Annotated in this window: 20 protein-coding genes and 1 pseudogene; 12 read left to right on the forward strand and 9 right to left on the reverse strand. The window is 71.0% G+C overall.

The features are described 5' to 3' along the window. Nucleotides 1–115: 115 nt before the first annotated feature. Genes IEY95_RS06435 through IEY95_RS06450 form a run of 4 tightly spaced genes read right to left on the reverse strand, consistent with a single transcriptional unit; the run spans nucleotide 116 to nucleotide 5,784 of the window. The gene (locus tag IEY95_RS06435; protein WP_189184893.1) at nucleotides 116–1,282 is read right to left on the reverse strand and encodes an acyl-CoA dehydrogenase family protein; all 1,167 of its coding nucleotides are present in this window, start codon (nucleotides 1,280–1,282) and stop codon (nucleotides 116–118) included. Nucleotides 1,283–1,287: 5 nt separating this feature from the next. After that, entirely contained in the window at nucleotides 1,288–2,229 is a 942-nt protein-coding gene (locus IEY95_RS06440; RefSeq protein WP_189184894.1) for a hydroxymethylglutaryl-CoA lyase, read from the reverse strand. Beyond that, entirely contained in the window at nucleotides 2,226–4,154 is a 1,929-nt protein-coding gene (locus IEY95_RS06445) for an acetyl/propionyl/methylcrotonyl-CoA carboxylase subunit alpha (protein WP_189184895.1), read from the reverse strand. The genes IEY95_RS06440 and IEY95_RS06445 overlap by 4 nt, the downstream gene beginning before the upstream one ends. A gap of 13 nt (nucleotides 4,155–4,167) precedes the next feature. Further along, entirely contained in the window at nucleotides 4,168–5,784 is a 1,617-nt protein-coding gene (locus tag IEY95_RS06450; protein ID WP_189184896.1) for a carboxyl transferase domain-containing protein, read from the reverse strand. A gap of 96 nt (nucleotides 5,785–5,880) precedes the next feature. Here IEY95_RS06450 and IEY95_RS06455 point away from each other — a divergent pair, with 96 nt between their 5' ends. The 5 genes and pseudogenes from IEY95_RS06455 to IEY95_RS06475 all read left to right on the forward strand — a co-directional run bounded on the left by IEY95_RS06455 (nucleotide 5,881) and on the right by IEY95_RS06475 (nucleotide 9,817). Continuing rightward, nucleotides 5,881–6,471, forward strand: a complete 591-nt coding sequence (locus tag IEY95_RS06455; protein WP_189184897.1) for an SACE_7040 family transcriptional regulator — start codon at nucleotides 5,881–5,883, stop codon at nucleotides 6,469–6,471. Between the two features lie 130 nt (nucleotides 6,472–6,601). After that, nucleotides 6,602–7,759 carry an acyl-CoA dehydrogenase family protein gene (locus IEY95_RS06460; protein ID WP_189184898.1) on the forward strand — a complete coding sequence of 386 codons (1,158 nt, stop codon included), beginning with the start codon at nucleotides 6,602–6,604 and terminating at the stop codon, nucleotides 7,757–7,759. A 35-nt stretch (nucleotides 7,760–7,794) separates the two neighbouring features. After that, nucleotides 7,795–8,667, forward strand: a complete 873-nt coding sequence (locus IEY95_RS06465; RefSeq protein ID WP_189184899.1) for an acyl-CoA thioesterase — start codon at nucleotides 7,795–7,797, stop codon at nucleotides 8,665–8,667. A 94-nt stretch (nucleotides 8,668–8,761) separates the two neighbouring features. After that, nucleotides 8,762–8,962: pseudogene (locus IEY95_RS06470) on the forward strand (cation transporter); the annotation flags it as partial. A 177-nt stretch (nucleotides 8,963–9,139) separates the two neighbouring features. Beyond that, nucleotides 9,140–9,817, forward strand: coding sequence for a maleylpyruvate isomerase N-terminal domain-containing protein (locus IEY95_RS06475; RefSeq protein WP_189184900.1), 678 nt, complete (start codon nucleotides 9,140–9,142; stop codon nucleotides 9,815–9,817). An 82-nt stretch (nucleotides 9,818–9,899) separates the two neighbouring features. Here IEY95_RS06475 and IEY95_RS06480 read toward each other — a convergent pair whose 3' ends face one another. Both IEY95_RS06480 and IEY95_RS06485 read right to left on the reverse strand, forming a co-directional pair. Next, nucleotides 9,900–10,688: a phosphatase gene (locus tag IEY95_RS06480; protein WP_189184901.1), complete on the reverse strand. Its 789-nt coding sequence runs from the start codon at nucleotides 10,686–10,688 to the stop codon at nucleotides 9,900–9,902. 321 nt (nucleotides 10,689–11,009) lie between these two features. After that, nucleotides 11,010–12,536: a PucR family transcriptional regulator gene (locus IEY95_RS06485; protein WP_189184902.1), complete on the reverse strand. Its 1,527-nt coding sequence runs from the start codon at nucleotides 12,534–12,536 to the stop codon at nucleotides 11,010–11,012. A 228-nt stretch (nucleotides 12,537–12,764) separates the two neighbouring features. On the opposite strand from IEY95_RS06485, the gene IEY95_RS06490 reads away from it, so the two are divergent. The 3 genes from IEY95_RS06490 to IEY95_RS06500 all read left to right on the forward strand — a co-directional run bounded on the left by IEY95_RS06490 (nucleotide 12,765) and on the right by IEY95_RS06500 (nucleotide 16,949). Next, nucleotides 12,765–14,225 carry a sodium:solute symporter family protein gene (locus tag IEY95_RS06490; RefSeq protein WP_189184903.1) on the forward strand — a complete coding sequence of 487 codons (1,461 nt, stop codon included), beginning with the start codon at nucleotides 12,765–12,767 and terminating at the stop codon, nucleotides 14,223–14,225. Between the two features lie 73 nt (nucleotides 14,226–14,298). Beyond that, a complete protein-coding gene (gene speB / locus IEY95_RS06495; protein WP_189184904.1) occupies nucleotides 14,299–15,267 on the forward strand; it encodes an agmatinase in 969 nt (322 codons plus the stop codon). Next, nucleotides 15,264–16,949 carry a thiamine pyrophosphate-binding protein gene (locus IEY95_RS06500; protein ID WP_189184905.1) on the forward strand — a complete coding sequence of 562 codons (1,686 nt, stop codon included), beginning with the start codon at nucleotides 15,264–15,266 and terminating at the stop codon, nucleotides 16,947–16,949. The genes speB and IEY95_RS06500 overlap by 4 nt, the downstream gene beginning before the upstream one ends. Nucleotides 16,950–16,973: 24 nt before the next feature. On the opposite strand, the gene IEY95_RS06505 is transcribed toward IEY95_RS06500, so the two are convergent. Both IEY95_RS06505 and IEY95_RS06510 read right to left on the reverse strand, forming a co-directional pair. Further along, entirely contained in the window at nucleotides 16,974–17,777 is an 804-nt protein-coding gene (locus IEY95_RS06505) for an endonuclease I family protein (protein ID WP_189184906.1), read from the reverse strand. Between the two features lie 197 nt (nucleotides 17,778–17,974). Next, nucleotides 17,975–20,305 (reverse strand): ArnT family glycosyltransferase, encoded by a 2,331-nt coding sequence (locus IEY95_RS06510; protein WP_189184907.1) that lies wholly within the window; start codon nucleotides 20,303–20,305, stop codon nucleotides 17,975–17,977. 230 nt (nucleotides 20,306–20,535) lie between these two features. On the opposite strand from IEY95_RS06510, the gene IEY95_RS06515 reads away from it, so the two are divergent. The 3 genes from IEY95_RS06515 (at nucleotide 20,536) to IEY95_RS06525 (ending at nucleotide 25,786) form a co-directional block, all read left to right on the forward strand. Beyond that, nucleotides 20,536–21,474: a serine hydrolase gene (locus tag IEY95_RS06515; RefSeq protein WP_189184908.1), complete on the forward strand. Its 939-nt coding sequence runs from the start codon at nucleotides 20,536–20,538 to the stop codon at nucleotides 21,472–21,474. A gap of 226 nt (nucleotides 21,475–21,700) precedes the next feature. After that, nucleotides 21,701–21,916: a hypothetical protein gene (locus IEY95_RS06520; protein ID WP_189184909.1), complete on the forward strand. Its 216-nt coding sequence runs from the start codon at nucleotides 21,701–21,703 to the stop codon at nucleotides 21,914–21,916. Nucleotides 21,917–21,976: 60 nt separating this feature from the next. Continuing rightward, the gene (locus IEY95_RS06525) at nucleotides 21,977–25,786 is read left to right on the forward strand and encodes an ABC transporter ATP-binding protein (protein ID WP_229702624.1); all 3,810 of its coding nucleotides are present in this window, start codon (nucleotides 21,977–21,979) and stop codon (nucleotides 25,784–25,786) included. 28 nt (nucleotides 25,787–25,814) lie between these two features. Here IEY95_RS06525 and IEY95_RS06530 read toward each other — a convergent pair whose 3' ends face one another. After that, complete coding sequence (locus IEY95_RS06530; protein WP_189184910.1) at nucleotides 25,815–26,318, reverse strand: hypothetical protein; 504 nt, start codon at nucleotides 26,316–26,318, stop codon at nucleotides 25,815–25,817. 164 nt (nucleotides 26,319–26,482) lie between these two features. On the opposite strand from IEY95_RS06530, the gene IEY95_RS06535 reads away from it, so the two are divergent. Continuing rightward, the gene (locus IEY95_RS06535) at nucleotides 26,483–26,872 is read left to right on the forward strand and encodes a hypothetical protein (protein WP_189184911.1); all 390 of its coding nucleotides are present in this window, start codon (nucleotides 26,483–26,485) and stop codon (nucleotides 26,870–26,872) included. The last annotated feature ends 4 nt before the right edge of the window (nucleotides 26,873–26,876 follow it).

The following is a 26,876-nucleotide window of genomic DNA, read 5'->3' on the forward strand; positions in this document are numbered from 1 at the left end:
CGGACGGTCTGCGCCGGCACGCCGGACCGCCGGAGTGCCGGTCCGCACCCGCAGGGGCGCGGACCGGTCGATGTGTCCCTGGCCGATCAGGCCTTGCTCGGGTGGGCGGCGGAGGTCAGCCCACCAGCCCCAACTCCCGTGCGATCAGCATCCGCTGGACCTCGCTCGTGCCCTCGCCGATCTCCAGGATCTTGGAGTCGCGCCACATGCGGGCGACGGGGTACTCGTTCATGAAGCCGTAGCCGCCGTGGACCTGGGTGGCGTCGCGGGCGTTGTCGACGGCGATCGTGGACGAGTACAGCTTGGCGAGGGCGGCCTCCTTCTTGAAGGGCTCCCCGCTCACCAGGCGGGACGCGGCGTCGCGCCACGCCAGGCGGGCCGTGTGGGCCTTCATCTCCATGTCGGCGATCTTGAACTGGATCGCCTGGTTCGCACCGATCGGCCGCCCGAACGCGTGCCGCTCCTTGGCGTACTTCACCGACTCGTCGACACAGCCCTGCGCCAGACCCGTCGCCAGCGCAGCGATGGCGATCCGGCCCTCGTCGAGGATCCGCAGGAACTGGGCGTATCCGCGGCCCTCCTCGCCGAGCAGGTTGGCGGCCGGGACGCGCACGTCGGAGAAGGACAGCTCGCGGGTGTCGGACGCGTTCCAGCCCACCTTCGAGTACGGCGCCGCGACCGTGAAGCCCGGGGTGCCGGACGGCACGATGATCGCGGAGATCTGCGGCTTCCCGTCGGGTGTGCGGCCGGTGACCGCAGTGACCGTCACCAGACCCGTGATGTCCGTACCGGAGTTGGTGATGAAGCACTTGCTGCCGTTGATCACCCACTCGTCCGTCTCGGGGTCGAGACGAGCCGTCGTACGCGTCGCGCCCGCGTCCGAGCCGCCGTCCGGCTCGGTCAGCCCGAAGGCGCCGAGGATCTCGCCGGAGCAGAGCCGGGGGAGCCACTCGCGCTTCTGCTCCTCGGTGCCGAAGAGGTGGATCGGCATGGCGCCGAGCGAGACGCCCGCCTCCAGGGTGATGGCCACGGAGGAGTCCACTCGGGCGAGCTCCTCCAGGGCGATGCCGAGGGCGAGATAGTCGCCGCCCATGCCGCCGTACTCCTCCGGGAACGGCAGCCCGAACAGGCCCATGCGGCCCATCTCCCGCACGATCTCGTACGGGAACTCGTGCCGCTCGTAGAAGTCGCCGATCTTCGGCGCCACGACGTCGTGCGCGAACTCCTCGACCGTACGGCGGAGTTCTTCGAGTTCTGGGGAGAGGCGGTGATCGAGGGACATGGGGATCACTCCTGGTGGGAGAGGGCTTTGACGGTGCGGGACGGGCTGGGTCGGCCCAGTTGTCCGGCCATCCACACGCTTGTGGCGGTGAGGCGGCCGAGGTCGACCCCGGTGTCGATACCGAGGCCCTGGAGCATCCATACGAGGTCTTCGGTGGCGAGGTTGCCGGTCGCGGACTTCGCGTACGGGCAGCCGCCGAGGCCGCCCGCGGAGGCGTCGACGGTCGTGACGCCGTGCTGGAGCGCGGCCAGGGTGTTGGCGAGCGCCTGGCCGTATGTGTCGTGGAAGTGCACGCCGAGGGCGCTGGTCGGCACGCCTTCCTCGTTGAGCTCGGCGAGCAGGCTCTGGACATGGCCCGGCGTCGCCACACCGATCGTGTCGCCGAGGCTCAGCTCGTCGCAGCCCATGTCCATCAGGGACTTGCAGACGCGGACGACCTGATGGATGGGGACGGCGCCCTCCCAGGGATCGCCGAAGCACATGGAGAGGTAGCCGCGGACGTGCACCTTGTCCGCCTTGGCCCGTGCCACCACCGGTTCGAACATGGCCAGCGCCTCGTCGACGGATCGGTTGAGGTTGGCCTTCGCGAAGGACTCCGTCGCGCTGGCGAAGACGGCGACGCGGCGGGCGCCGAGGGCGAGGGCGCGGTCGAGTCCTCGCTCGTTCGGCACGAGGACCGGCAGGTGTACCCCCGGCAGGTCGCTGACCAGCGGGAACAGCTGCTCCGCGTCCGCCAGTTGGGGCACCCACTTGGGGTGCACGAAGCTGGTGGCCTCGATCGTGGTCAGGCCCGCGTCGGCGAGGCGCCGGACGAACTCCGCCTTGACCTCGGTCGGCACCGTCGCCTTCTCGTTCTGCAGCCCGTCGCGCGCGCCGACCTCGTGGATCCGCACCCGGGCGGGCAGGTCCTGGGCCGGTACGGCCATGGGCAGTCCCTGAACGGTCATTCCGCCTCCTCATGCGGTGCGATCACGGCCAGCACCTGGTCCATGGCGACGGTCGTGCCCGGGGTGACGTCCAGCTCGCTGACGGTCCCGGCGTGCGGCGCGGAGATGACGTGCTCCATCTTCATCGCCTCGACCACCAGCAGGCTCTGTCCGGCGGCCACTTCATCGCCCACGGCGACCTTCACGACGGTCACCGTGCCGGGCATGGGGGCGGTGAGCGAGTCTGCTCCGGCGTGCGCGGCGCCGGTGAGGGAGGCGGCCACGGGGTCGTGGTCGCGCACGTGCCAGGCGTCGCCGTCCCTGCCGAGCCAGTCGGCGGCGCGGTGGAAGGTGTGGCGTACGCCGTCCAGGGTCACGGAGACCTGGTCGGTGGTGACGGTGTGGGTGCCGCGAGGGGTGTACTCCACGGGGTCGAGTACCCGCAGATGGAAGCCCACCGGCTTGGGTTCGCCCCCGAGCCGCCAACCGCTCGGCGCGGAGAAGGGGTCGGTCCAGCCCTCGCCCCGGGGCCGCAGCGCTTCGAGCCGTACGGCGGCCGCGGCCTCGTACACCTCGTCCGGTACGTCGCCGGCGACCAGGGAGTCCGCCTCGCGCTCCACCAGCCCCGTGTCCAACTCGCCCGCCACCACTGCCGGATGGGCCAGCAGCCGCCGCAGGAAGCCCGCGTTCGTCTGCACTCCCAGCGTGACCGTGTCCGCGAGGGCCGCCCGGAGCTTGCGCAGCGCGGTCGCGCGATCGGGGCCGTACGCGATGACCTTGGAGAGCATCGGGTCGTAGAGCGAACCGACCTCCGTGCCCTCGCTCAGCCCCGAGTCGGTGCGCACGCCGTCGCCCCCCGGCTCGTGCAGTGCGAGCACCGTGCCGCCGGAGGGGAGGAATCCGCGCGCGGGGTCCTCGGCGCAGACGCGTGCCTCCACGGCATGCCCCGTGAGCCTGATGTCCTGCTGCCCGTACGGCAGCTGCTCGCCCGCCGCCACGCGGAGCTGCCACTCCACCAGGTCGATGCCCGTGATCAGCTCGGTGACCGGGTGCTCCACCTGGAGGCGGGTGTTCATCTCCATGAAGTAGTACGACGACGGATCGCCGCCCGGCACGATGAACTCCACCGTGCCCGCGCCCCGGTAGCCGCAGGAGCGGGCCGCCTGGACCGCCGCCTCGCCCATCGCGGTGCGCGTGTCGGCGTCGAGGAGCACGCTCGGCGCCTCCTCGATGATCTTCTGATGGCGCCGCTGGAGGGAGCACTCGCGCTCGCCCAGGTGTACGACATTGCCGTGGCCGTCCGCCAGGATCTGGATCTCGATGTGCCGGGGGCGGTCGATCCAGCGCTCGACGAGCAGGGTGTCGTCGCCGAAGGAGGCGCGGGCCTCGCGGCGGGCGGCGGCGATCTCGTCGGCGAGCGACGCCGTGTCCCGCACGAGTCGCATGCCCTTGCCGCCGCCGCCCGCCGAGGGCTTCAGCAGCACCGGCATGCCGATCTCCCGGGCCGCGTCGGCCAACTCCGCGTCGGTGAGCCCGCTGCCGCTCGAACCGGGCACCACGGGGACCCCGGCCGCCTGCACCGTCTCCTTGGCGCGGATCTTGTCGCCCATCAGGGAGATCGCCTCGGCGGGAGGCCCGATGAAGACGAGCCCCGCGTCGGCGCAGGCGCGCGCGAAGGACGCGTTCTCCGCGAGGAAGCCGTAGCCCGGGTGCACGGCCTGGGCTCCGGTCCGCGCCGCCGCCTCCAGGAGCCGCTCCACGGACAGATAGCTCTCGGCGGCCGGCGCCGGGCCGATCCGTACCGCCGTGTCCGCCTCGCGCACATGACGGGCGTCCGCATCGGCGTCGGAGAAGACGGCCACGGAGCGCACGCCCAGCGATCGCAGCGTACGGATGACCCGGACCGCGATCTCTCCCCGGTTGGCCACAAGAACGGTGTCGAACATGGTCAGAGGTCCCTCACATCCGGAAGACGCCGAACTGGGGGTCACCCAGGGGCGCGTTGGCGCAGGCGGTCAGGGCGAGACCCAGCACCTGCCGGGTCTCCATCGGGTCGATCACGCCGTCGTCCCAGAGCCGGGCCGTCGCGTAGTAGGCATTCCCCTGGTGCTCGTACTGTGCGCGGATCGGATCCTTGAAGGCCTCTTCCTCCTCGAGGGGCCAGGACTCGCCGCGTGCCTCCAACTGGTCGCGCTTGACGGTCGCGAGGACCGACGCGGCCTGCTCGCCGCCCATCACGGAGATCTTGGCGTTGGGCCACATCCACAGGAAGCGCGGCGAGTACGCCCGGCCGCACATCGAGTAGTTGCCCGCGCCGTACGAGCCGCCGATCACGACCGTGAGTTTGGGGACCCTCGTGCATGCCACGGCCGTCACCATCTTGGCGCCGTGCTTGGCGATGCCACCGGCCTCGTACTGGCGCCCGACCATGAACCCGGAGATGTTCTGCAGGAAGACCAGCGGGATGCCGCGCTGGTCGCACAGCTCGATGAAGTGGGCGCCCTTCTGGGCGGACTCGGAGAACAGGATGCCGTTGTTGGCGACGATCCCGACCGGGTGCCCGTGGATCCGGGCGAAGCCGGTGATCAGGGTCTGCCCGAATTCCGCCTTGAACTCGGCGAAGCGTGAACCGTCGACCACGCGCGCGATGACCTCGCGTACGTCATAGGGGGTGCGGGAGTCGACCGGCACCGCCCCGTACAGCCCGTACGGGTCCACCTTCGGCTCGACGGCCGGCTCGACCGACCAGGGCAGCGGTCCGCGCGCGGGAAGCGTGGCCGCGATGTTCCGAACGATCCGCAGCGCGTGGGCGTCGTCCTCCGCCAGGTGGTCGGTGACACCCGACACGCGCGCGTGGACCTCGCCGCCGCCCAGTTCCTCGGCCGTGACGACCTCGCCGGTGGCGGCCTTCACCAGGGGCGGGCCGCCGAGGAAGATCGTGCCTTGGTTGCGCACGATCACGGCCTCGTCGCTCATGGCCGGGACGTAGGCGCCGCCCGCCGTGCAGGACCCGAGGACGGCCGCGATCTGCGGGATGCCGGCGCCCGACATCCGTGCCTGGTTGTAGAAGATCCGCCCGAAGTGCTCGCGGTCGGGGAAGACGTCGTCCTGCATCGGCAGGAAGGCGCCCCCGGAGTCGACGAGGTACACACAGGGGAGGCGGTTCTCGAGGGCCACCTCCTGGGCGCGCAGGTGCTTCTTCACCGTCATCGGGTAGTACGTGCCGCCCTTGACGGTGGCGTCATTGGCGACGATCACGCACTCGCGCCCGCTGACCCTGCCGATCCCGGCGATGACGCCGGCGGCCGGGGCCTGCCCGTCGTACATCCCGTCGGCGGCGAGGGGCGCCAGCTCCAGGAAGGGCGACCCGGGGTCGAGGAGGGTGTCCACGCGGTCGCGCGGGAGCAGCTTCCCGCGCGCGGTGTGCCGTTCCCGGGCCCGCTCACCGCCGCCGAGCCGGGCCGCGGCCAGCTTCTGCCGCAGCTCCTCGCCCAGCGCGCGGTGCGCCGCCTCGTTGGCCCGCCAGGCCTCCGACGCGGGGTCTGCCGCGCTCGTCAGCTCCGGTGCCTCTTGCATCCTGCGGTCCCCTCACCAGTGGTCCACCAGTTAATGAGCGTTAACGCATTTCCTTCAGGTTAACGACCGCTAACCTCCCTGTCTAGAATTGCTTTCATGGCCACCAGAACCGACGCCCCCACCCGCCGCGAGCAGATCCTCAAGGAGGCCGCGCGGCTCTTCGCCGAGCGTGGCTTCCACGGTGTCGGCGTGGACGAGATAGGAGCGGCCGTCGGCATCAGCGGCCCCGGTCTGTACCGGCACTTCGCCGGCAAGGACGCGATGCTCGCCGAGTTGCTGGTGGGGATCAGCGGGCAGCTGCTGACGGGGGGCAAGCGCCGGGTGGCGGAGACCGACGGGAACCCCGAGGCGCTCCTCGACTCGCTCATCGAGGGGCACATCGACTTCGCGCTCGACGACCGCCCCCTGATCACCCTGCACGACCGCGAGCTGGACCGCCTCCGGGACAGTGACCGCAAGCTCGTACGCCAGCTCCAGCGGCAGTACGTCGAGCTGTGGGTGGAGGTCGTGCGCGAGGTCTACCCCGCGCTGGCCGAGCCGGCCGCCCGCTCGGCGGTGCACTCGGTCTTCGGGCTGCTGAACTCGACGCCGCACCTGGGACGGCCGGGATCGCTGCCGGGGCGGGCGGGCACGGCGGAGCTGCTGCACCGGATGGCGCGGGGGGCGTTCGCGGCGGCGGGAGTCTGAAGTGTCCTCCTGGCTGGGGCGGGCGTGACGAGCGTCTCGCACTGGTTGCTCTGGACGACCGTCGTGACCGACGGGTAACCTGGCATCTGAGCAAGCGCTTAGACAGAAACCCCAGGTGGAGGTGGCGGCGGTGCGCCGTACTGTGTTCAACGAGGACCACGAGGCGTTCCGGGAGACCCTCCGGGCCTTCATCGAGGCCGAGGTCGTCCCCGTCTACGACGAGTGGTTCGCCGCGGGCCAGGCGCCGCGCGACTTCTACTACAAGCTCGCCGAGCTCGGCATCTTCGGCATCCGTGTCGACGAGGAGTTCGGCGGCGCCGGCATCGACTCGTACAAGTTCGAGGCCGTGATGTACGAGGAGACGGCCCGCGCGGGCGTCCAGTTCGGCGGCTCCGGCGTGCACGTGCTGCTCGGCCTGCCGTACATAAAGATGCTCGCCGACGACGAGCAGAAGAAGCGCTTCCTGCCGAAGTTCGTCTCCGGTGAGGAGATGTGGGCCCTCGCGATGACCGAGCCGGGCACCGGCTCCGACCTCGCGGGCATGAAGACCACCGCGAAGCTCTCCGAGGACGGCACGCACTACGTCCTCAACGGCGCCAAGACCTTCATCACCGGCGGCGTCCACGCCGACCGCGTGATCGTCTGCGCCCGTACGTCCGCGCCCAGCGCCGAGGACCGCCGCTTCGGCATCTCCCTCTTCGCCGTGGACACCAAGTCCGAGGGCTACTCCATCGGCCGCAAGCTGGACAAGCTCGGCCTGAAGACCTCCGACACCGCCGAGCTCGCGTTCGTCGACGTCAAGGTGCCGGTCGAGGACCTCCTCGGCGAGGAGAACAAGGGCTTCTACTACCTCGGCCACAACCTCGCCTCCGAGCGCTGGGGCATCGCCTTCGGCGCCTACGCGCAGGCCAAGGCGGCCGTCCGGTTCGCCAAGGAGTACGTCCAGGAGCGCGCCGTCTTCGGCAAGCCCGTCGCAGCCTTCCAGAACACCAAGTTCGAGCTGGCCGCCTGCCAGGCCGAGGTGGACGCCGCCGAGGCGGTCGCCGACCGCGCCCTGGAGGCCCTCGACGCGGGCGAGCTGACCCCGGCCGAGGCCGCCAGCGCCAAGCTGTTCTGCACCGAGGTCGCGCACCGCGTCATCGACCGCTGCCTCCAGCTGCACGGCGGCTACGGCTTCATGAACGAGTACCCGATCGCCCGCCTGTACGCGGACAACCGCGTCAACCGCATCTACGGCGGCACCAGCGAGATCATGAAGACGATCATCGCCAAGGACATGGGCCTGTAAGGTCCGCGAAAAAAGTTCACGATACAACTGACGTCATGAGTCAGGCACTTCAGTCCCTGCTCGATCTGCTCGACCTGGAGCGGATCGAGCAGGACATCTTCCGCGGCCAGTCCCGCTCCGCCGTCGTCCCCCGAGTCTTCGGCGGACAGGTGGCGGCGCAGGCACTGGTCGCCGCGGGGCGCACGGTCCCCGAGGACCGGTTGGCGCACTCCCTGCACGCGTACTTCCTGCGTGCGGGGGATCCCGGCGCGCCCATCGTGTACTCGGTGGACCGCATCCGCGACGGCCGTTCCTTCACCACGCGCCGGGTGGTCGGAATCCAGCACGGACAGCCGATCTTCCATCTCTCCGCGTCCTTCCAGACGTACGAGGAGGGCATGGAGCACCAGGCCGAGATGCCGCCCGCACCGGACCCGGAGACGCTGCCCACGGCCGCCGAGCTGCTGCCGCTGTACGCCGACGTCTTCTCGGACCCGGTCGTCCCGGCGCGCCTCCTGGAGGCCCGTGAGTCCGTCGACCTGCGCTACGTCGACGCGCCGCCGTATGGCACCGTCGGCGAGGTCCGCGAGCCGCGCTCCCAGGTGTGGTTCCGCACGAACGGCAAGCTGGTCGACGACCCGCTCCTGCACGTCGTTCTCGCCACGTACGTCTCCGACATGACGCTGCTGGACTCCATCCTGCTCGCGCACGGGCGCGGCGGCTGGGTGACCGGCGACGTCGTCGGGGCTTCGCTGGACCACGCGATGTGGTTCCACCGCCCGTTCCGCGCCGACGAATGGCTGCTGTACGACCAGGAGTCGCCGTCCGCGTCGGGCGGACGCGGGCTCGGCCAGGCCCGCATCTACACGCAGGACGGCCGGCTGGCCATTTCGGTGATCCAGGAGGGCGTGGTCCGGATCCCCAGGTAAGACTGATGCATGGCTGAAGCAGCGGAGCAGAACGGCGGCGGCGAGAGCACCTTCACGGTGATCGTCGCCGCCGTCGCCAATCTGGGGATCGCAGCTGGTGCAGGGGCCGCGGGAGGCGCTGGTCGCGGCCAAGGTCGACTTCAGGGACGTGTCGACCGCGGCCCAGATCGAATGGGCCTGCGAGCAGGCGGAACAGCGGCTGCGGGAGGCGTTTCCCGCGGTGAGCCGGGTGTATCTGGATCCGACGCCGGGGTTTGCGCAGCGGCGGACGGAGGGGCTGAATCCCTGGCCCTGAAGGCCGGTTGAGGTGGTTCGGTGATTCCGTGGTTTCCCGAGGTCCCGAGGTCTCGTGGCCTGTGGTCTCGTGGGCCCGTGGTCCAGTTGTGCGGGATGGGATCTGGGCCGGGCGCCGGTGCGGGTGCGAGGATCGGCCGCCTCACGTGTCGGAGCGTTTCGGACCCGAGGGGGCGGTATGAGCCGTACGGAAGAGTCGTGGAACTGGCGCGGGGGACGGATCCGGGAGGCCTTCCTGGAGGCGGCCGGGACGGTGGCCGAGCTGGTCGCCGAGCCCGCCGTCGCGGCCGCCTGGGAGAAGCCCAGCGCGCTGCGGGACTTCGGCGTCGGGGGACTGGCGGGGCATGTCGCCTGGCAGGAGCTCGCCCTGCCGGAGCTGCTGGCGGAGCCGGTGCCGACGGAGCCGGTGGTGTCCCTGCGGGAGTACTACCTGGAGAGGGTGACCTGGCTGGACGCCGGAGTCGACGGCGCGGTCAACATCCGTATCCGGCGCGGCGGGGAGGCTACGGCGGAGGACGGGCCCGAGGCGCTCGTGGCGCGCGTGCGGGAAGCGGTCGCGCGACTGGGGACCGAACTGCCCGAGGTGCCCGCGGGGCGCCCCATCCGGATGCGGTCCTGGGGCGACTGGTCCCTCGACCTCGACGACTTCCTGCTCACCCGGCTGATGGAACTCGTCGTCCACGCCGATGACTTGGCGTACAGCGTGGGTCTGCCGACCCCGGAGTTCCCCGAGCACGTGACCGCGCCCGTGGTCGAACTGCTCGCCCGGCTGGCGGTGCGCCGACACGGAGCGGTGGACGTGATCCGGGGGCTCGCCCGCGTGGAGCGTGCCCCCGCGTCGATCGCCGGGCTCTAGAAGGGACTTGGACGGGATTTGGAGGGGACCTTGGGGGACTCGGACCGGACTGGGGACCGGACCTGGGCCGGACGTGCGGGACTTACGCGAGTCCCGCCGCCGTGAGCAGGTACGTCGTCATCGGGTCGTAGTACCGGGGGCTCTTGACGTGGTCGTCCAGGGGGATCGTCACCTGGACCGTGCCCTCGGCCTCGGCGAGGAACAGGGCGGGGTCGTTGCAGTCGGCGTAGCCGATGGAGTCGAGGCCGAGCTGGCCGGCGCAGCCCGCCCAGCCGTGGTCCGCGACGACCAGGTCGGGCAGCGGGCGGCCCTCGCGCTCCAGCCCGGTGAGGATCGCGCGCATCGGCTCACCCGAGTGGGTGTGCCACAGCGTCGCGCCGTGCTCCAGGACCGCGACGTCCGCGAACTGGAAGACGTACCCCTCGTCCGTCTGCAGCCCGTCCGGGATGACGACGATCTCGCAGCCTGCGGCGCGCAGGGCTGCGGCGGTGGCGCGGTGCACGTCGAGGAGGCCGCCGGGGTGGCCGGTGGCGAACAGCACCCGCTGTTCGCCGTCCGCCGCCTTGCGCAGCCGGGCCGCGGCACGCTCCAGGGCGTCCACCGTCAGCTCCGGGTCGATGGTGTCCTGCCCGTACCGGTACTCCGGGTCGTCGCTCACGCCGCATCGCTCCGCCATCACCGCGAGTACGTCCTGCTCGTCGGTCCAGCGGTCACCGAGCTCCAGGCCGAGCCAGAAATTGCGGTCGCCGTTCGCGAGCTTGCGGTAGTGGGAGAGGTTGTTCTCGCGGGGCGTGGCCACGTCGCCCGCGATACGGGTCTTTACGAGGTGGTCGACGAGCTCGGCGCGGCTGGGGGTCCCGGGTATCGGCATGCCCCCCATTGTGCCGGTGCGCTCCGATCCTCGGGCCGGTGTCCTGAACCGTGGGACACGGGTCACTCGGCGGTACGGCGCCGGGTGGTCCCCGGGTGCCCTGTCACCGCCGCCCGGCGCGGGCGCTCCCCGCCGCTTCGCGACGGTGCCTGCCCCGGGCCCGGGATCCCTTGCTACCGCCGGCTGGTGCGGGCGCGCCCCGCCGCTCCGCGACGGTGCTTCCCACCCACCCGCCTGACCCGGTCAGTTGGAAAGCCGGCCTCGCGGTCCGGCGAGCCGGCGGCCTCTCGCCCCACGTCCCACGCCCCCTCCCTCCCCCCATCACCCCACCCGCAACGCGAACCACAACTCCATCCGTACATCAGGGTCGTCGAGGTCCGCCCCCAGCAACGTCGCGCACCGGGCGATGCGTTGGCGGACGGTGTTGCGGTGGACGGAGAGGGCCACGGCTGTGCGGTCCCAACTGCCGTGCAGGGAGAGCCAGGTGCGGAGGGTTTCGGTGAGGGCGGGGGTGGCGGCGATGGGGGCGAGGAGGGCGCGGGCGTGGGTCTCGGCGTCGGCCGGGGGGACGAGGTCCGCGAGGGCGGGGCGCTCGCCGTGGCGGACCAGCGGCGCCCGGGTCGCCCGGGCGCGGGCCAGGGCGCGGGCCGCCTGCGTGTCGGCGGCCGCCCACTCGTGCGGGCCGGCCGGCGCGCTGACCCCGCACGCCCAGCCCGCCTGCGCGGTGGGCTCACGGTCGCCGGGCACGAGGACCCGTACGACGTCGCCGCCCGCGTCGACCAGCGCGGAACCCAGCGCCGCCCCCAGCGCGGACGTGGCGACGGCGTCGGGTGCGGGGCCGTCCCCGGCGGGGCGCGCGTGCACGACGAACCACCGCTCGCTCCCGAGGAGCGGCGCCACGTCCTCGGGGGAGGCCCCGAGCAGCACCCGTACGAGCGCGGCGAGTCGCGCCGCCCCACTCCCGCTCTGGTGCTCCCCGGTGAGCAGTGAGAGCAGGACCGCCGCGACGGAGGCGATGGTGTGGTCCCCGGGTTCACGGTGCGCAGACCCGACGCCGAGCACGAAGCCCTGCCCGGCCCCGAGGGCGTAGGCGGCGAGATGGACACCGCCGACGGTGTCGGTGGCCGACGAGGGAGCGGTTCTCCCTTCCCCGGGTCGCACTACGGCGGCCAGCTCGGCGAGCGCCCGCGCCACGGGGGTACTCCCGGGCGGGGCCGCCTTCGCCACCCTTCCCGCCCCGGCCAGCTCGACCCCGTCCGGCCCGTACAGCACCGTCCAGCCCCCCACCCGCTGGGCCAGCTGTCGCAGCACCGCCGGTACCGGGTCCGGGCGGGCCGCGGCCGCCGCCAGGCTCTGCTGGGCCTCCGTCACCCGGCGCAGTTCCGCCAGGCGGGCCTGGGCCATGAGCTGCCAGACCGCGCGGGCCACACCGGAGAAGGTGGTCTGGGGCGGGACCTCCAGGAGGGGGAGGCCGTACGCGTCGCAGGCCGCGACCAGCGCGCGTGGGACCGTGTCGTGGACGGGGGCCAGGCCGAAGCCGAGGGCCGCGCCGCCCGCGGCGACGATCCGCGACACATAGTCGTCGAAATAGGTGCCCGAGCCCGCCGCCTCGGGGATGTGGACCCCGGCGGTCAGGAGCAGCTCGCCGCCCAGCAGATACGGGTACGGGTCGGCCATCTCCGACGTGTGCGCCCAGTGGATCACCGTGTCCGGGTCCGACGGGCCCGCGATCTGGCGCAGCCCCAGGTCCTCCCGGGCCAGGAGAGCGGAAAGCGGGATGGGTGGGGTCGGGGGGACAGGTGGGGCGGGTGGGTTGTGTGTGTCCGGCATGGTGGACGTTCCCTCCATCCGGTTCAGCGACAGTGGATGAAACGTACACTTCAGAGTCTCTTTCCGGCCACCTAGGGTCAGTGCCGTCGGCAGCCGCGGGTACGGGCGTATGTCCCCGCGATCCGCTGCCGGCCTCCCGGCTGGAAGCGATCCACTGCCGGCCTCTCGGCCGGACAACGCTCCCCGCCGCGTCCCCGGTTCCATCTGCACGACACGCCACCGAGAGTGCGCGAAGGAGGGCCCCACATGGCCGTCGACTACACAGTGATCGTCGTCTATCTGGCCGGCATGCTGGCCATGGGCTGGTGGGGCATGCGCCGCGCCAAGTCCAAGAGCGAGTTCCTCGTGGCCGGGCGGCGGCTCGGACCCGCCATGTACTCCGGGACCATGGCCGCCATTGTCCTCGGTGGCGCGTCCACCATCGGTGGCGTCGGGCTGGGGTACCAGTACGGGCTCTCGGGTGCCTGGATGGTGTTCACCATCGGCCTCGGGCTCCTCGCCCTCTCGGTGTTCTTCTCCGCCCGCATCGCCCGCCTGAAGGTCTACACCGTCTCTGAGATGCTGGACCTCCGCTACGGCGGCCGGGCCGGTGTCATCTCCGGCGTCGTCATGTGGGCGTACACCCTCATGCTCGCGGTCACCTCGACCATCGCGTACGCCACGATCTTCGACGTCCTCTTCGACATGAACCGGACGCTCGCGATCATCCTCGGCGGTTCGATCGTCGTCGCGTACTCGACGCTCGGCGGCATGTGGTCGATCACGCTGACCGACATGGTGCAGTTCGTCGTCAAGACGATCGGTGTGCTGCTGCTTCTGCTCCCCATCGCCGTCATCAAGGCCGGCGGGTTCAGCGAGATGAAGGCCAAGCTGCCCACCGAGTACTTCGACCCGCTGGGCATCGGCGGCGAGACGATCTTCACGTACGTGCTGATCTACACGTTCGGCATGCTGATCGGCCAGGACATCTGGCAGCGCGTCTTCACCGCCCGCAGCGACAAGACGGCCAAGTGGGGCGGCACCGTCGCGGGTACCTACTGCCTGGTGTACGCCCTCGCCGGCGCCGTCATCGGTACGGCGGCCAAGGTGCTCTACCCGAAGCTGCCCAGCGCCGACACCGCCTTCGCGACCATCGTCAAGGACGAACTTCCGGTCGGCGTCCGCGGGTTGGTGCTCGCCGCGGCGCTCGCGGCCGTCATGTCCACCTCCTCCGGTGCGCTCATCGCCTGCGCCACCGTCGCCAACAACGACATCTGGGCGAAGCTGCGCGGGGTGGTCAAGCGCGACGGCGAGGAGCACGACGAGGTCAAGGGCAACCGTGCCTTCATCCTGATCATGGGCGTCGCGGTGATCTGTACGGCGATCGCGCTCAACAACGTCGTCGAGGCGCTGACCGTCGCGTACAACCTGCTCGTCGGCGGTCTGCTCGTGCCGATCCTCGGCGGGCTGCTGTGGAAGCGCGGTACGGCGGCCGGCGCGCTCGCCTCCGTCGCCGTCGGCGGCCTCGCGGTCATCGGCCTGATGGCGACGTACGGCATCCTGGCGAACGAGCCGGTCTACTACGGGCTGCTGTCCTCGCTCGCCGCCTACGTGGTGGTGTCGCTGTCCACCAAGCCGACCGACGCCGCCGTACTGGCCGCCTGGCGCGAGCGCCTCGCGGGGCGCACCCCCGAACCCCTGCCCGAGCCGGTCCCGGCTCACCAGTAGAGTCGTCCTAGTAGCACATAGGTGTGCATAGCTGTACATACGCGATGACGCGTAAGAAGGAAGGCAATTCACTATGAGCAGCAACGAGACGCCCCGCGGGCCCGTCGACTCGTCCCGCATCCCGCGGTACGCGGGCCCCGCGACCTTCGCCCGGCTGCCGCGTCTGGACGAGGTCGGCACCGCCGACGTCGCCGTGGTCGGTGTGCCGTTCGACTCCGGCGTCTCGTACCGGCCGGGCGCCCGCTTCGGCGGCAACGCGATCCGCGAGGCGTCCCGGCTGCTGCGCCCCTACAACCCGGCGCAGGACGCCTCCCCCTTCGCCCTCGCGCAGGTGGCGGACGCCGGTGACATAGCGGCGAACCCGTTCAACATCAACGAGGCCGTGGAGACGGTGGAGGCGGCGGCCGACGAGCTGCTCGGCACGGGTGCCCGCCTGATGACCCTCGGCGGCGACCACACCATCGCCCTTCCGCTCCTGCGCTCCGTCGCCAAGAAGCACGGCCCGGTCGCGCTGCTCCACTTCGACGCGCACCTCGACACCTGGGACACCTACTTCGGCGCCGAGTACACGCACGGCACCCCGTTCCGCCGTGCCGTCGAGGAGGGCATCCTCGACACCTCGGCCCTCTCGCACGTCGGCACCCGCGGCCCGCTGTACGGCAAGCAGGACCTCACCGACGACGAGAAGATGGGCTTCGGCATCGTCACCTCGGCGGACATCTACCGCCGCGGCGCCGACGAGGTCGCCGACCAGCTGCGCCAGCGCATCGGCGACCGTCCGCTGTACATCTCCATCGACATCGACTGCCTCGACCCGGCGCACGCGCCCGGCACCGGCACGCCCGAGGCGGGCGGCATGACCTCCCGCGAACTCCTGGAGATCCTGCGCGGGCTGGCCTCCTGCAACCTGGTCTCGGCCGATGTCGTCGAGGTGGCGCCCGCGTACGACCACGCGGAGATCACCGCCGTGGCCGCGTCCCACACGGCGTACGAACTGACCACGATCATGTCCCGTCAGATTGCTGAGGCTCGCTCGAAGTGACCCACGACCACGACCTGGTACTCCGTCCGACGGCGGCGCAGACGGAGGCCGCGCTGAACCCTCCCACCGGCCGCAACGGCGGAGACCTGGTCGTGGAGACCCTCACCGGTCTCGGCGCGACGACCGTGTTCGGCCTGCCCGGGCAGCACGCGCTGGGCATGTTCGACGCACTGCGCCGGTCCTCGCTGCGGTACATCGGCCTGCGCGTCGAGAACAACGCCGGGTTCGCGGCGGACGCGTACGGCCGGATCACCGGTGAGGCCGCCCCGCTGCTGCTCTCCACCGGCCCCGGGGCGCTGACCTCGCTGGCCGCGCTGCAGGAAGCGGCGGCGGCCTCCGCGCCCGTCCTCGCGATCAGCAGTCAGATCCCCACCGCGGGGCTCGGCGGCGGCCGCCACGGCTATCTGCACGAACTCCCCGACCAGCAGGCGTCGTTCAGGGGCGTGGTGAAGTCGGTTCACACCGCCCGTACGCAGTCGCAGATCCCGTCGGCGATCGCGGCCGCCTGGGAGTCGGCGCTGACCGCTCCGCACGGCCCGGTGTGGGTGGAGATCCCGCAGGACGTCCTCCTCGCCGAGACCCACCTGCCGATGGTGACGGCGATGGACGCGACCCCGGAGGACGTCGTTCCGCGTCCCGAACTGACCGCGTTGGCCGCTGACTTGCTGTCACGTGCCGCTCGTCCCGCGATCATCGCGGGCGGCGGTGTCGTCCGCGCGGACGCGTCCGGAAAGCTCCGTCAGCTCGCCGAGAAGCTGAACGCCCCCGTCGTCACCACCTTCGGCGGCAAGGGTGCCTTCCCCTGGAACCACCCGCTCTCCCTCCAGTCCTGGCTGGAGGACCGCCACACCACGGACTTCCTGGAGGACGCCGACGTCCTCCTGGTGGTGGGTTCGGGCCTCGGCGAACTCTCCTCGAACTACCACACGTTCAAGCCCCGCGGCCGGGTCGTCCAGATCGAGGCCGACCTCGGCAAGCTGGAGTCCAACCACCCCGCGCTGGGTATCCACGCGGACGCGCGCCTCGCGCTGTCGGCGCTGCTGGAGACGGTCGAGGAGCGCACCGACCCGACGGCGGCGGACCGCGTGGCCGCGGTGCTGGCGAACGTCGCCGAGCGCATCGCCTCCCAGGAACTCATCCTGGAGCAGGACGTGTTGGCGTCGGTGCGCCGGGCCCTCCCGGACGACTCGCCGTCCTTCTGGGACATGACGATCCTGGCGTACTGGGCGTGGTCCGCCTTCGACGCGCGCGCGGCGAACACCATGCACTCCGCCCAGGGCGCGGGCGGCCTCGGCTACGGCTTCCCGGCCGCGCTGGGGGCGGCCGCCGCCGACCCCGGCCGCCCGGTCCTCGCGGTCTCCGGCGACGGCGGCGCGCTGTACTCGATCGCCGAGCTGGCGACGGCGAAGCAGTACGACCTGAACGTCACCTGGCTGATCGTCGACGACGGCGGCTACGGCATCCTGCGCGAGTACATGACGGACACCTTCGGCCAGGCGACGGCGACGGAGCTGGCCCGCCCGGACTACGTCGCCCTCGCGGAGTCGTTCGGCGTCCCGGGGGTCCGCACGACCCCCGAGACGCTGGAGGAGGACCTGGCGAAGGCGCTGGCGAGCCCCGGCCCGTCCGTGGTGCTGCTCCCGGCGGTCCTGCGGATGTTCGCGGCGACACACCTGGGCTGACGCCCGGCCGCCGGTGGTGGCGGGCTACCAGATCGCGTCCACCCACTCCGGGTGGTCGATGAACGGGTTGCGGTTGTGCTGGTAGGTGTCGTAGATGACCTGGTTGCGCTTCTCCTCGAACGCGCTCGGCGGGTCCTCGTCGTTCCACTGCTTGAGTACGGAGAGCTTGCCGATGTACGGGTTGCTTCCGTTGTTCACCTTCTCGTTGGGCTCGAGGTCGGCGAAGCCGTCGCCGCCGTCGTAGCGGACCGCCATGTAGAGGATCATGCGGGCCACGTCGCCCTTGTCCGCGTCGCGCGGCTCGAAGGAGTCGGAGTCGGTGAGGCTGCCGCCCCCGCCGCTGACCGCGCTGCCGCCGTTGTCGAAGTCCTTGTTGCCACGGATGCTGTTGACCTGGACGTCCGCGGGACGCAGGTGGTGCAGGTCCGTTCCGGGACCGGTCACCTCGCCGAAGTCGCCGTGGGACTTGGCCCACACGTGCTCGCGGTTCCAGTCGCCGGTGTCACCGCCGTTGAGGGACTTGGCGCGCGAGGTGCCGCTGTACAGCAGGATCACGTTGTTGCTGTTGTTCGGGTCCTGGTCGGTGACCTTGAGGGCGTCCCAGACCGCGGCGTACGAGATCTTGCTCTGGCTGCTGATGATCGTGTGCAGTGAGGACTTGAGGCTCGTGCCGGTCTTGCCGACCGCGTTCTTGTAGTACGTGCTGTCGTACGCGGTCGTCGTGGCACTCGCGGGAGTCGCGGTCATCGCCGGCAGGGTGAGGCCTACCAGGACGGCTGAGGTGGTCAGCGCCAGCGTCTTCCAGCGGCGTATGTGCGTGGCGGGCATGTGGGGGCGTCCGTTCTACGCGGGTTGATTGAGCGGGCAACCGGAGCGTGGCATGGACATGCGTTTCAGGGAATGAACGGAGCGTGTCGGTTGCGTGACGGAAACCGGCAAGTCCCTTGTTGTGTACGCGATGTGACAGGCCAAAAGGCCCCTGACCGGAGGCGAAACGGTCAGAGGCCCTTCGGCGTGCGGGGGAGTCAGTTCACGTCGGACGGATCCAGGCGGTAGAGCGTCGACGTCGACGTCGTCTGGCTGGTTTCCGACTTCGACTCCGACTCCGACTCCGAGTTCGTGGTCGAACTCGACTCGGACGACGCGGTCTTGCTGTACGCGCTCCCCTTCACGGCCGTGGCGTTCTTCTGCACCCAGGCGGTGACCGCGGAACTGACGCTGTTGTTGCCGCCCATGCCGCCGCCCATGCCCGAGCCGCCGACCTGGATGTAGTGCAGCTCGCCCTTCTTCACCAGCTCCTTGAGTTTGGCGACCGTCATGCCCTTGTCGGTGCCGGTGAAGCCGTACATGGAGATGACGGGCTTGTGGGTGCTCAGGATCAGCTGCCCTGCGGTCCCCGAGTTGGACACCGCGAGCAGCCACTTGGCGCCGTCCTGATGCTTCTCCAGGTACGAGATCAGCTCGCTGCTGGTCTCGCCGCCCATGCCGCCACCGCCGCCGAAGCCGCCGCGCTGACCGCCCGTGTTGTCCGTGCCGCCCATGCCACCTGGGGGCGTACCGTTCTGGCCGCCCGTGCCGCCGCCCGGGAACTCGCCGTTCTGGCCGCCCGTGCCGCCGGGGAAGCCGCCGTTCTCGCCGCCCTGCGGGGCGCCGCCGGGCAGTTCGCCGGTTCCACCGCCGCCGGGCGTCATCTGGCCGCCCTCCTGACCGGCCGCCTGGCCGCCCTGCTGGGTGCCGCCGGGCATCTCGCCGCCGCCCGGACCGCCCGCGTTGCCGCCGGGACCGCCCCGTCCGCCGCCGAAGCCGCCTCCGCCGGTCGACGGGCCGGCGGTCGGATTGGTGCCGCCCATGCCACCGCCCATGCCACCGCCCGCGCCGCCCGCACTGGCCGGAACGGCGAACGAGTAGGCCGCCGGGCCCGCGAGAGCCGCGACGATCGCCGCCGCCAGGGACGCGGCCAGCAGCCGTACGCGGTTGCCGGAGCGGAAGACGAACAGGCCGACGACGGCCGGCGCCATGACCACCGCGATGGCCGGCCACAGCCAGGTGTTCCAGTCGGTGGCCCGGCGCAACAGCACGACCGCCCAGATACCGGTGACCGCGAGCCCGGCGGGCAGCACCCAGGACCAGCGGACGTCGCCGCCGCGCAAGGCACGGAACAGCATGACGCCGCCGCCACCGCACAGGGCCGCGATGCCGGGGGCGACCGCGGTCGTGTAGTACGGGTGCATGGTGCCCTCGGCTGTGGCGAACGTCAGGTAGTGCAGCAGCAGCCAGCCGCCCCACAGCACCAGCGCCGCACGGGTCGGGTCGATGCGCGGAGCGCGCCCGCACAGCACCAGGCCGCCGGCGAGGGCGATGCCTGCGAAGGGGATCAGCCAGGAGATCTGGCCGCCCAGGATGTCGTTGAACAGCCGGCCGAGGCCCGCGGAACCGGAGAAGCCGCCGCCTCCACCTCCTCCGCCACCGCCGTTGCCCTCACCGCCGAGGACGCGGCCCAGGCCGTTGTAGCCGAAGATCAGGTTCCAGGCGGTGCCGTCCGTCGAACCACCGATGTAGGGACGGTCGTCGGCGGGCACCAGCGAGACGGCCGTCGCCCACCAGAAGCTGGACACGGCCAGGGCCACGGCGGCCAGCAGCAGGTTCCGGATCCGCTTCGCCCAGCCGAGGTCCGACGCGTACAGACAGACCGCGAAGACGGCGGGCAGCGCGATGTATCCCTGGAGCATCTTCGTGTTGAAGGCGAGCCCGAAGCAGACCGCCGAGCCGAGCAGCGGCAGCAGCTTGCCGTCACGGGTCGCGCGCAGTCCGAGGGCCGCGCCCGACACCATCAGGAGGAGGAGCAGGGTGTCGGGGTTGTTGTCGCGGTTGATGGCGACGGTGATCGGGGTGAGCGCGAGCACGAGCGCGGCGATCGTGGCGGCGGCGTGCCCGAACACCCGCTTCACCGAGGAGTGCAGGATCCAGATCGTGCCGAGCGCGGCCACGATCATCGGCAGCATCATCTGCCAGGTGCCGAAGCCGAAGACCCGGCACGACAGGCCCATGACCATGAGTGCGAGAGGCGGCTTGTCGACGGTCAGGAAGTTGCCCGCGTCGAGCGAGCCGAAGAACCACGCCTTCCAGCTCTGCGTACCGCTGAGCACGGCCGCGCTGTAGAAGCTGTTCAGGCCGGAGGAGGAGAGGTTCCAGGAGTACAGGATTCCGGCCAGCACCATGATCGCGATCAGCGCAGGGAGCGACCAGCGGGGCGCGGCGGGTGTGGGGGACGGCCCCTGGGGCGGCGCGGCGGCCGGTACGTCGGGGGCCATGGAGCGGCCGGGGGCCGGGGACAGTGGGTCGGTGGCAGATGTCACCAGTGCACCATGCATACGCCCGATGGGCGCGGGCTGTGCCCTGCCTGGGGGTGAGCTGTGCGTCGATGAAATGCGGGTAGGAGAGCGCCCGCCCCGATGGCCGGCAGGTTCCAGCGGTCCGAACCTCCGCCCCGGGAACGCACGTACAACTTTCGGCCACCCCCATGAGTCAAGGGATGCGAGTGCGCCCGTGGCGCATTCGTATCGGTTCAAGGGGATGGGAAGCCTCCATGACTCACCGGACGTCCCGGGCTACCCGTGTGCTCGCAGCGAGCCTCGGGGCCGGAGTGATCGTGCCGTTCGTGGCGGCCGCGGCGCCCGCCGCCGCTGCCACGACACCGACCGTCAGCTGTACGTCGGCCCAGGCGGGCCTGGCCGCCAAGCTGCAGAAAGACATCACCGCGGCGCTCGCGAACCGCAGCGGCACCGTCGCGGTCGGGCTCTACGACCGCACCACCAAGACGACGTGCAGCCTGCGCGCGAGTTCGGCCTACGACTCCGCCAGCGTCGTGAAGGTCACGGTCCTCGCCACGCTGCTGTGGGACGCGAAGAAGCACAACCGATACCTGACCGACCGTGAGGTCTCCCTCACCAAGGCCATGATCACCCAGTCGGACAACAACGCGACCACCGCCCTGTGGAAGCAGCTCGGCATGACGAAGATCAAGGGCTTCATCGCCGCGGCCGGCATGACCCAGACTGTGCCGGGCGCGAACGGCTACTGGGGCCTGACCCAGATCACCGTGACCGACGAGCAGAAACTGCTCAAGCTCATCACGGCCAAGAACACCGTGCTGAGCGACAACTCCCGTGCGTACATCCTCAAGCTGATGGGCCAGGTCATCTCCTCCCAGCGCTGGGGTACGCCGGCCGGGGCGCCCTCGTCCGTGTCCGTGCACGTCAAGAACGGCTGGCTGCAGCGCTCCACGCACGGCTGGCGCGTGCACAGCGTCGGCACCTTCAACGGGGCCGGTCACGACTACATGATCACGGTGCTCACTCACGGCAACAGCACCATGAGCTACGGCGTCACCACCATCCAGAACGTGGCCAAGGTCATCCACAAGGACCTGGTGCCGACGACGACCACGAGCAGCGCCACCGTCCAGCGGTACACCCCGACGGCCACCCCGCAGGAGGCGTTCCCGGCGGTGCCGTCCGGCGGCTGACGCCTCACGGGGAGTCCACCCCGACGGCATCAACCCGCCGTGACGGCCAGGCGCCCGAGAACCGTACTCGCGACCGTCACCGCCGCAGTGGCGGCGGCCACCTGTCTGTCCGCCGCCACTCCGTCCCCCAGGCTCTCGACTGTCGCTCGAGCGGGGCAGCGGCGTCGACGCCCTCACCGGTCAGGGCGGTGTACGCCTCGCACGCAAGACCCTCCTCGGCGACCTCGTGAACTGTCCTTCACGGGGCGCCCACGTCAAGCAGCCGCAGCCCGATCCCCATCCGCTCCTCGACGACATCGAGGGCCTCGCGGTCACCGGCCGCCCCCACGGCCGTCCGAACCTGCTCCTGGTCAGCGACGACATCCAGAAACCGGTGCAGATCACCCGCTTCTCCTCCCTGCGGGTCCGGCTGCCGTGGGCGACGATCATTGCGGAGGGATGAAATCCGCTTCATTCGGTGTTGGTGTGTTCCGGCGGAGTGAGATCTACGGGAGGCATCGGCGTGGCAGCGCAGCAGGCGGAAGTGCGGGGCCGGGCTGGGCGGGACAAGGGTGCCGGCTGGGCACGGCGCCTGGCCGGGTACGCGTGGCGGTACCCGAAGGACGTCGTCCTCGCGCTCGGCTCCTCGCTGGGCGGCATGGCCGTCATGGCGCTGGTCCCGCTGGTCACCAAGGTGATCATCGACGACGTGGTCGGGAACCACACCAGGGGCATGGCCCCCTGGGCCGGCGCGCTGATAGGCGCCGCCGTCCTCGTCTACGTCTTCACCTACATCCGCCGCTACTACGGCGGCCGCCTCGCACTCGACGTCCAGCACGATCTCCGTACGGAGATGTACGAGACGATCACCCGGCTCGACGGCAGACGCCAGGACGAGCTGTCGACCGGGCAGGTCGTCGGACGGGCGACGAGTGACCTCCAGCTGATCCAGGGCCTCCTCTTCATGTTGCCGATGACCATCGGCAACATCCTGCTGTTCCTGATCTCCCTCGGGATCATGGCCTGGCTGTCCCTGCCGCTCACCCTGGTGGCGCTCGCCGTCGCCCCCGCCCTCTGGTTCATCGCCAAGCGCAGCCGCTCCAAACTGCACCCCGCCACCTGGTACGCGCAGGCGCAGGCCGCCGCGGTCGCGGGAGTCGTCGACGGCGCCGTCAGCGGCGTACGCGTGGTGAAGGGCTTCGGGCAGGAGGAGCAGGAGACCGGGAAGCTCAGGGAGGTCGGGCGGCGGCTCTTCGCGGGGCGGCTGCGGACCATCCGGCTCAACGCCAAGTACACCCCGGCCCTCCAGGCCGTCCCCGCCCTCGGCCAGGTCGCGATGCTCGCGCTGGGCGGCTGGCTGGCCGTGCGCGGGCAGATCACGCTCGGCACGTTCGTGGCGTTCTCCGCGTATCTCGCCCAGCTCGTCGGGCCGGTCCGCATGCTCGCCGTCGTCCTCACCGTCGGACAGCAGGCCCGCGCCGGTGCCGAGCGGGTGCTCGAACTCATCGACACCGAGCCGTCGATCCAGGACGGGACGAAGACCCTGCCCGCCGACGCGCCCGCGACCGTCGAGTTCGACGACGTGTCGTTCGGATACGAGGAGGGGCGGCCGGTACTGGACGGGCTGTCGTTCGAGATCCGGCCGGGCGAGACCCTCGCCGTCGTCGGCTCCTCCGGCTCCGGGAAGTCCACGGTCTCCCTCCTCCTCCCGCGCTTCTACGACGTCACGCACGGCGCCGTCCTCGTCGGCGGCCACGATGTGCGCGAGCTGACGCAGGAGTCGCTGCGCGCCGCGATCGGGCTCGTCCCCGAGGACTCCTTCCTCTTCTCCGACACCGTGCGTGCCAACATCGCCTACGGCCGCCCGGAGGCGACCCAGGAGGAGATCGAGGCGGCGGCCCGCGCCGCCCAGGCCGACCGGTTCATCGCCGAGCTGCCCGACGGCTACGACACCAAGGTCGGCGAGCACGGCCTCACCCTCTCCGGCGGCCAGCGGCAGCGCGTCGCACTCGCCCGCGCGATCCTCACCGACCCGCGGCTGCTCGTCCTCGACGACGCCACCTCCGCCGTGGACGCCCGCGTCGAGCACGAGATCCACGAGGCCCTCAAGGGGGTCATGGAGGGCCGCACCACCCTCCTGATCGCGCACCGCCGCTCCACGCTCAACCTCGCCGACCGCATCGCCGTGCTCGACGGTGGCCGTCTCGCCGCCATCGGCACCCACGAAGAGCTCCAGCAGCGGTCCCCGCTGTACCGGCGGCTGCTCACCGACCCGGACGAGCTGGGCGGGGTCTCCCCGGGACACCCTCAGCCGGTGGCACCGCAGGAGGACACCTCCGTACGGGACGAACTGGACGCCGAGTTCGACGCCGAGCGCGGAGTCACACCGCACCTGTGGACCGGCGAACGCGAGCCCAAGGACAACGCGCTCGCCGGGATGCCCGCCACCCCCGAACTCCTCGCCCTGGTCGAGGCGCTGCCGCCGGCCACCGACACCCCCGGTATCGACGAGGCGCGCGCGGTCACGTCGGAGGAGTCGTACGGACTGCGGCGGCTGCTGCGCGGCTTCGGGCTTCCTCTCCTGGTGAGCCTGGGCCTCGTCGCCGTCGACGCGGGCATGAGCCTGCTGCTGCCCGTGCTGATCCGGCACGGCATCGACCAGGGCGTCACCCGGATGGCGCTCGGCGCGGTGTGGGTCGCGGCCGCGCTCGGGCTGATCACCGTGCTCGTCCAGTGGGCGGCGCAGATCGGCGAGACGCGGATGACGGGACGGACGGGCGAGCGGGTCCTGTACTCGCTCCGTCTGAAGATCTTCGCGCAGCTGCAGCGCCTCGGACTCGACTACTACGAGCGGGAGTTGACGGGTCGGATCATGACCCGGATGACGACCGACGTCGATGCGCTGTCGACCTTCCTGCAGACGGGTCTGGTCACCGCCTTCGTCTCCGTCGTCACCTTCTTCGGCATCATGTTCGCGCTGCTGGTGATCGACGTACAGCTGGCACTGGTCGTCTTCGTCACGCTGCCGCCGCTGATCATCGGCACGTTCTTCTTCCGCCGGGCGAGCGTGAAGGCGTACGAGCTCGCCCGCGAGCGCGTGTCGGCGGTCAACGCCGACCTCCAGGAATCGGTGTCCGGTCTGCTGATCCTGCAGGCGTTCCGGCGCGAGCGCTCGGGCGGGCGGCGGTTCGCGGAGGGCAGCGACAGCTACCGCCAGGCGCGGATTCGCGGGCAGTGGCTGATATCCGTCTACTTCCCGTTCGTGCAGCTGCTGTCGTCGGTGGCCGCGGCGGCCGTGCTGATCGTGGGCGCCCACCGGGTGGACGCCGGCACACTGACCACCGGCGCACTCGTGGCGTACCTCCTCTACATCGACCTGTTCTTCGCGCCCGTGCAGCAGCTCTCGCAGGTCTTCGACGGCTACCAGCAGGCCACCGTCTCGCTCGGCCGCATCCAGGAGCTGCTCCAGGAGCCGACCTCGACGAAGGCCGCCGACGAGCCGCTCGACGTCCTGTCCCTGCGGGGCGAAATCGCCTTCGAGGACGTCGACTTCGCGTACGGCGACGCAGAAGAAGCCCTCAGCGGTGTGGCGTTGCACATCCCCGCCGGACAGACCGTCGCCTTCGTCGGAGAGACCGGCGCGGGCAAGTCGACGCTCGTGAAGCTGGTCGCCCGGTTCTACGACCCGACGGGCGGGCGGGTGACGGTCGACGGTACGGATCTGCGGTCGCTGGAGCTGACCTCGTACCGCCACCGGCTCGGGGTCGTCCCCCAGGAGGCGTACCTCTTCCAGGGCACGGTCCGTGACGCCATCGCCTACGGCCGCCCCGACGCCACCGACGCGGAGGTGGAGGCCGCGGCCCGCGCGGTCGGCGCGCACGACATGATCGCCACGCTCGACGGCGGCTACCTCCATGAGGTCGCCGAGCGCGGCCGCAACCTCTCCGCGGGCCAGCGCCAGCTGATCGCCCTGGCCCGCGCCGAGCTGGTCGACCCGGACGTGCTGCTGCTCGACGAGGCCACCGCAGCGCTGGACCTGGCGACGGAGGCCCTGGTCAACCAGGCCACCGACCGCCTGGCGGGGCGCCGTACGGCCCTCCCGTCGCCCGACCACCACCCCTCAACGAGCGCTCACGCGCGCACCACCTTGATCGTCGCCCACCGCCTGACCACGGCGGCCCGCGCGGACCGGGTCGTGGTCATGGACCACGGCCGGGTGGCGGAGGACGGCACCCACGACGAGCTGCTCCGACTCAACGGTCAGTACGCCGAGTTGTGGCGGACGTTCGTCGGGGCGCCGGAGCCGGAGGAGCCGGTGAGTTCCACCGCCTGAGGTCCGCCGTTCCACCGCCCGACCGACGTCAGGACTTCGCCTTGATGTCGGAGATCTTCTTCGTCGCCAGATCCGACTGCACGGTCAGATACGTGTAGGTCGGATGCTGGGCGGAGCCCCAGGTCAGACGGACCGTCGACCATGTGTGGCCCATCCCGCTGTCGCCGGCCGTCACCTTCCAGGCGCGCGGCACGTCCTGGGCGCGCAGCACACCGTCGGCGTGCTGGCGGTTCTCCCACTTGGCCAGGCGCGACCGGAGGTCCGAGGTCAGATAGAACGTGCGCAGCTGGGAGTCGAGGTGACCGGATCCCGAGTCGGTCACCGCGTCGATGTAGGCGCCGTAGAAGTCGGCCACCCGGTCGTAGACGGGGCCGTTGGCGCCGCTGCGGGCAGGGGGCGGGCTGGTGGAGCTGGCGACCGCCGGTACGGAGGCGCCGGCCGCGGTGAGGAGGGCCGCCGCGACGAGTACGCGGACGGTCGTACGGGAGGGCTTGCGGGAGAGCTTCGTGCGTGCGGGCTTCGTGCCGGACATGGACTACCGCCTTTCGCTTTTGACCAGTTGGACACCGGGTAAACGGGCACGGTTGCCCCAAACACGGAAAAAACTCTCCTGGGTCAGTCCCGAATGAACGCAACCATCCGACGTACGTCGTGCGTCCGTACACCAGTACGCTGATTGCTGCGGGAGGGACGACAGTGGACAGTGGTGCGATACGCCGACGGTTGGCGCTCGGCGTGGCCGTGTTGACCGCGTCCGGGCTGTTCGCGCTCGCGAGCCCCGGCAGCGCGCAGGCGGCAACCTCCTACTGCTCGGGACGCAAGGTCCGCACGCTGCCCTTCTCGACCGGGTACGTGCAGGTCTTCAAGAGCGGCGGTTACGTCTGCGTGGTGACCTTCCCCAAGCACCAGGGGGCCCGCAAGTCGATGTCGGTCAGCGTGCAGGCGCGCGGCAGCCGGCCGGTGGTCGACTCGGGGCTCTTCGCGCATCACGCGGGCCCGGTGACCGTGCACGCCGGCCACCGCTGCGTCTGGATCAAGGGTTCGGTCGGCTCGGGCTCGGTGAGCTCGGGCTGGATTCTCTGCTGAGCCC

This window comes from Streptomyces albiflavescens, from assembly GCF_014645835.1.
GTDB classification, from domain to species: domain Bacteria; phylum Actinomycetota; class Actinomycetes; order Streptomycetales; family Streptomycetaceae; genus Streptomyces; species Streptomyces albiflavescens.

What these genes read in the sequence shown, in the direction of transcription:
- IEY95_RS06440 (WP_189184894.1), bottom strand. Translation starts at nt 2,229, where the DNA reads ATGACCGTTCAGGGACTGCCCATGGCCGTACCGGCCCAGGACCTGCCC.
- IEY95_RS06515 (WP_189184908.1), top strand. Translation starts at nt 20,536, where the DNA reads ATGACTCACCGGACGTCCCGGGCTACCCGTGTGCTCGCAGCGAGCCTC.
- IEY95_RS06475 (WP_189184900.1), top strand. Translation starts at nt 9,140, where the DNA reads ATGAGCCGTACGGAAGAGTCGTGGAACTGGCGCGGGGGACGGATCCGG.
- IEY95_RS06450 (WP_189184896.1), bottom strand. Translation starts at nt 5,784, where the DNA reads ATGCAAGAGGCACCGGAGCTGACGAGCGCGGCAGACCCCGCGTCGGAG.
- IEY95_RS06465 (WP_189184899.1), top strand. Translation starts at nt 7,795, where the DNA reads ATGAGTCAGGCACTTCAGTCCCTGCTCGATCTGCTCGACCTGGAGCGG.
- IEY95_RS06480 (WP_189184901.1), bottom strand. Translation starts at nt 10,688, where the DNA reads ATGCCGATACCCGGGACCCCCAGCCGCGCCGAGCTCGTCGACCACCTC.
- IEY95_RS06530 (WP_189184910.1), bottom strand. Translation starts at nt 26,318, where the DNA reads ATGTCCGGCACGAAGCCCGCACGCACGAAGCTCTCCCGCAAGCCCTCC.
- IEY95_RS06485 (WP_189184902.1), bottom strand. Translation starts at nt 12,536, where the DNA reads ATGGAGGGAACGTCCACCATGCCGGACACACACAACCCACCCGCCCCA.
- IEY95_RS06455 (WP_189184897.1), top strand. Translation starts at nt 5,881, where the DNA reads ATGGCCACCAGAACCGACGCCCCCACCCGCCGCGAGCAGATCCTCAAG.
- speB (WP_189184904.1), top strand. Translation starts at nt 14,299, where the DNA reads ATGAGCAGCAACGAGACGCCCCGCGGGCCCGTCGACTCGTCCCGCATC.
- IEY95_RS06505 (WP_189184906.1), bottom strand. Translation starts at nt 17,777, where the DNA reads ATGCCCGCCACGCACATACGCCGCTGGAAGACGCTGGCGCTGACCACC.
- IEY95_RS06490 (WP_189184903.1), top strand. Translation starts at nt 12,765, where the DNA reads ATGGCCGTCGACTACACAGTGATCGTCGTCTATCTGGCCGGCATGCTG.
- IEY95_RS06445 (WP_189184895.1), bottom strand. Translation starts at nt 4,154, where the DNA reads ATGTTCGACACCGTTCTTGTGGCCAACCGGGGAGAGATCGCGGTCCGG.
- IEY95_RS06435 (WP_189184893.1), bottom strand. Translation starts at nt 1,282, where the DNA reads ATGTCCCTCGATCACCGCCTCTCCCCAGAACTCGAAGAACTCCGCCGT.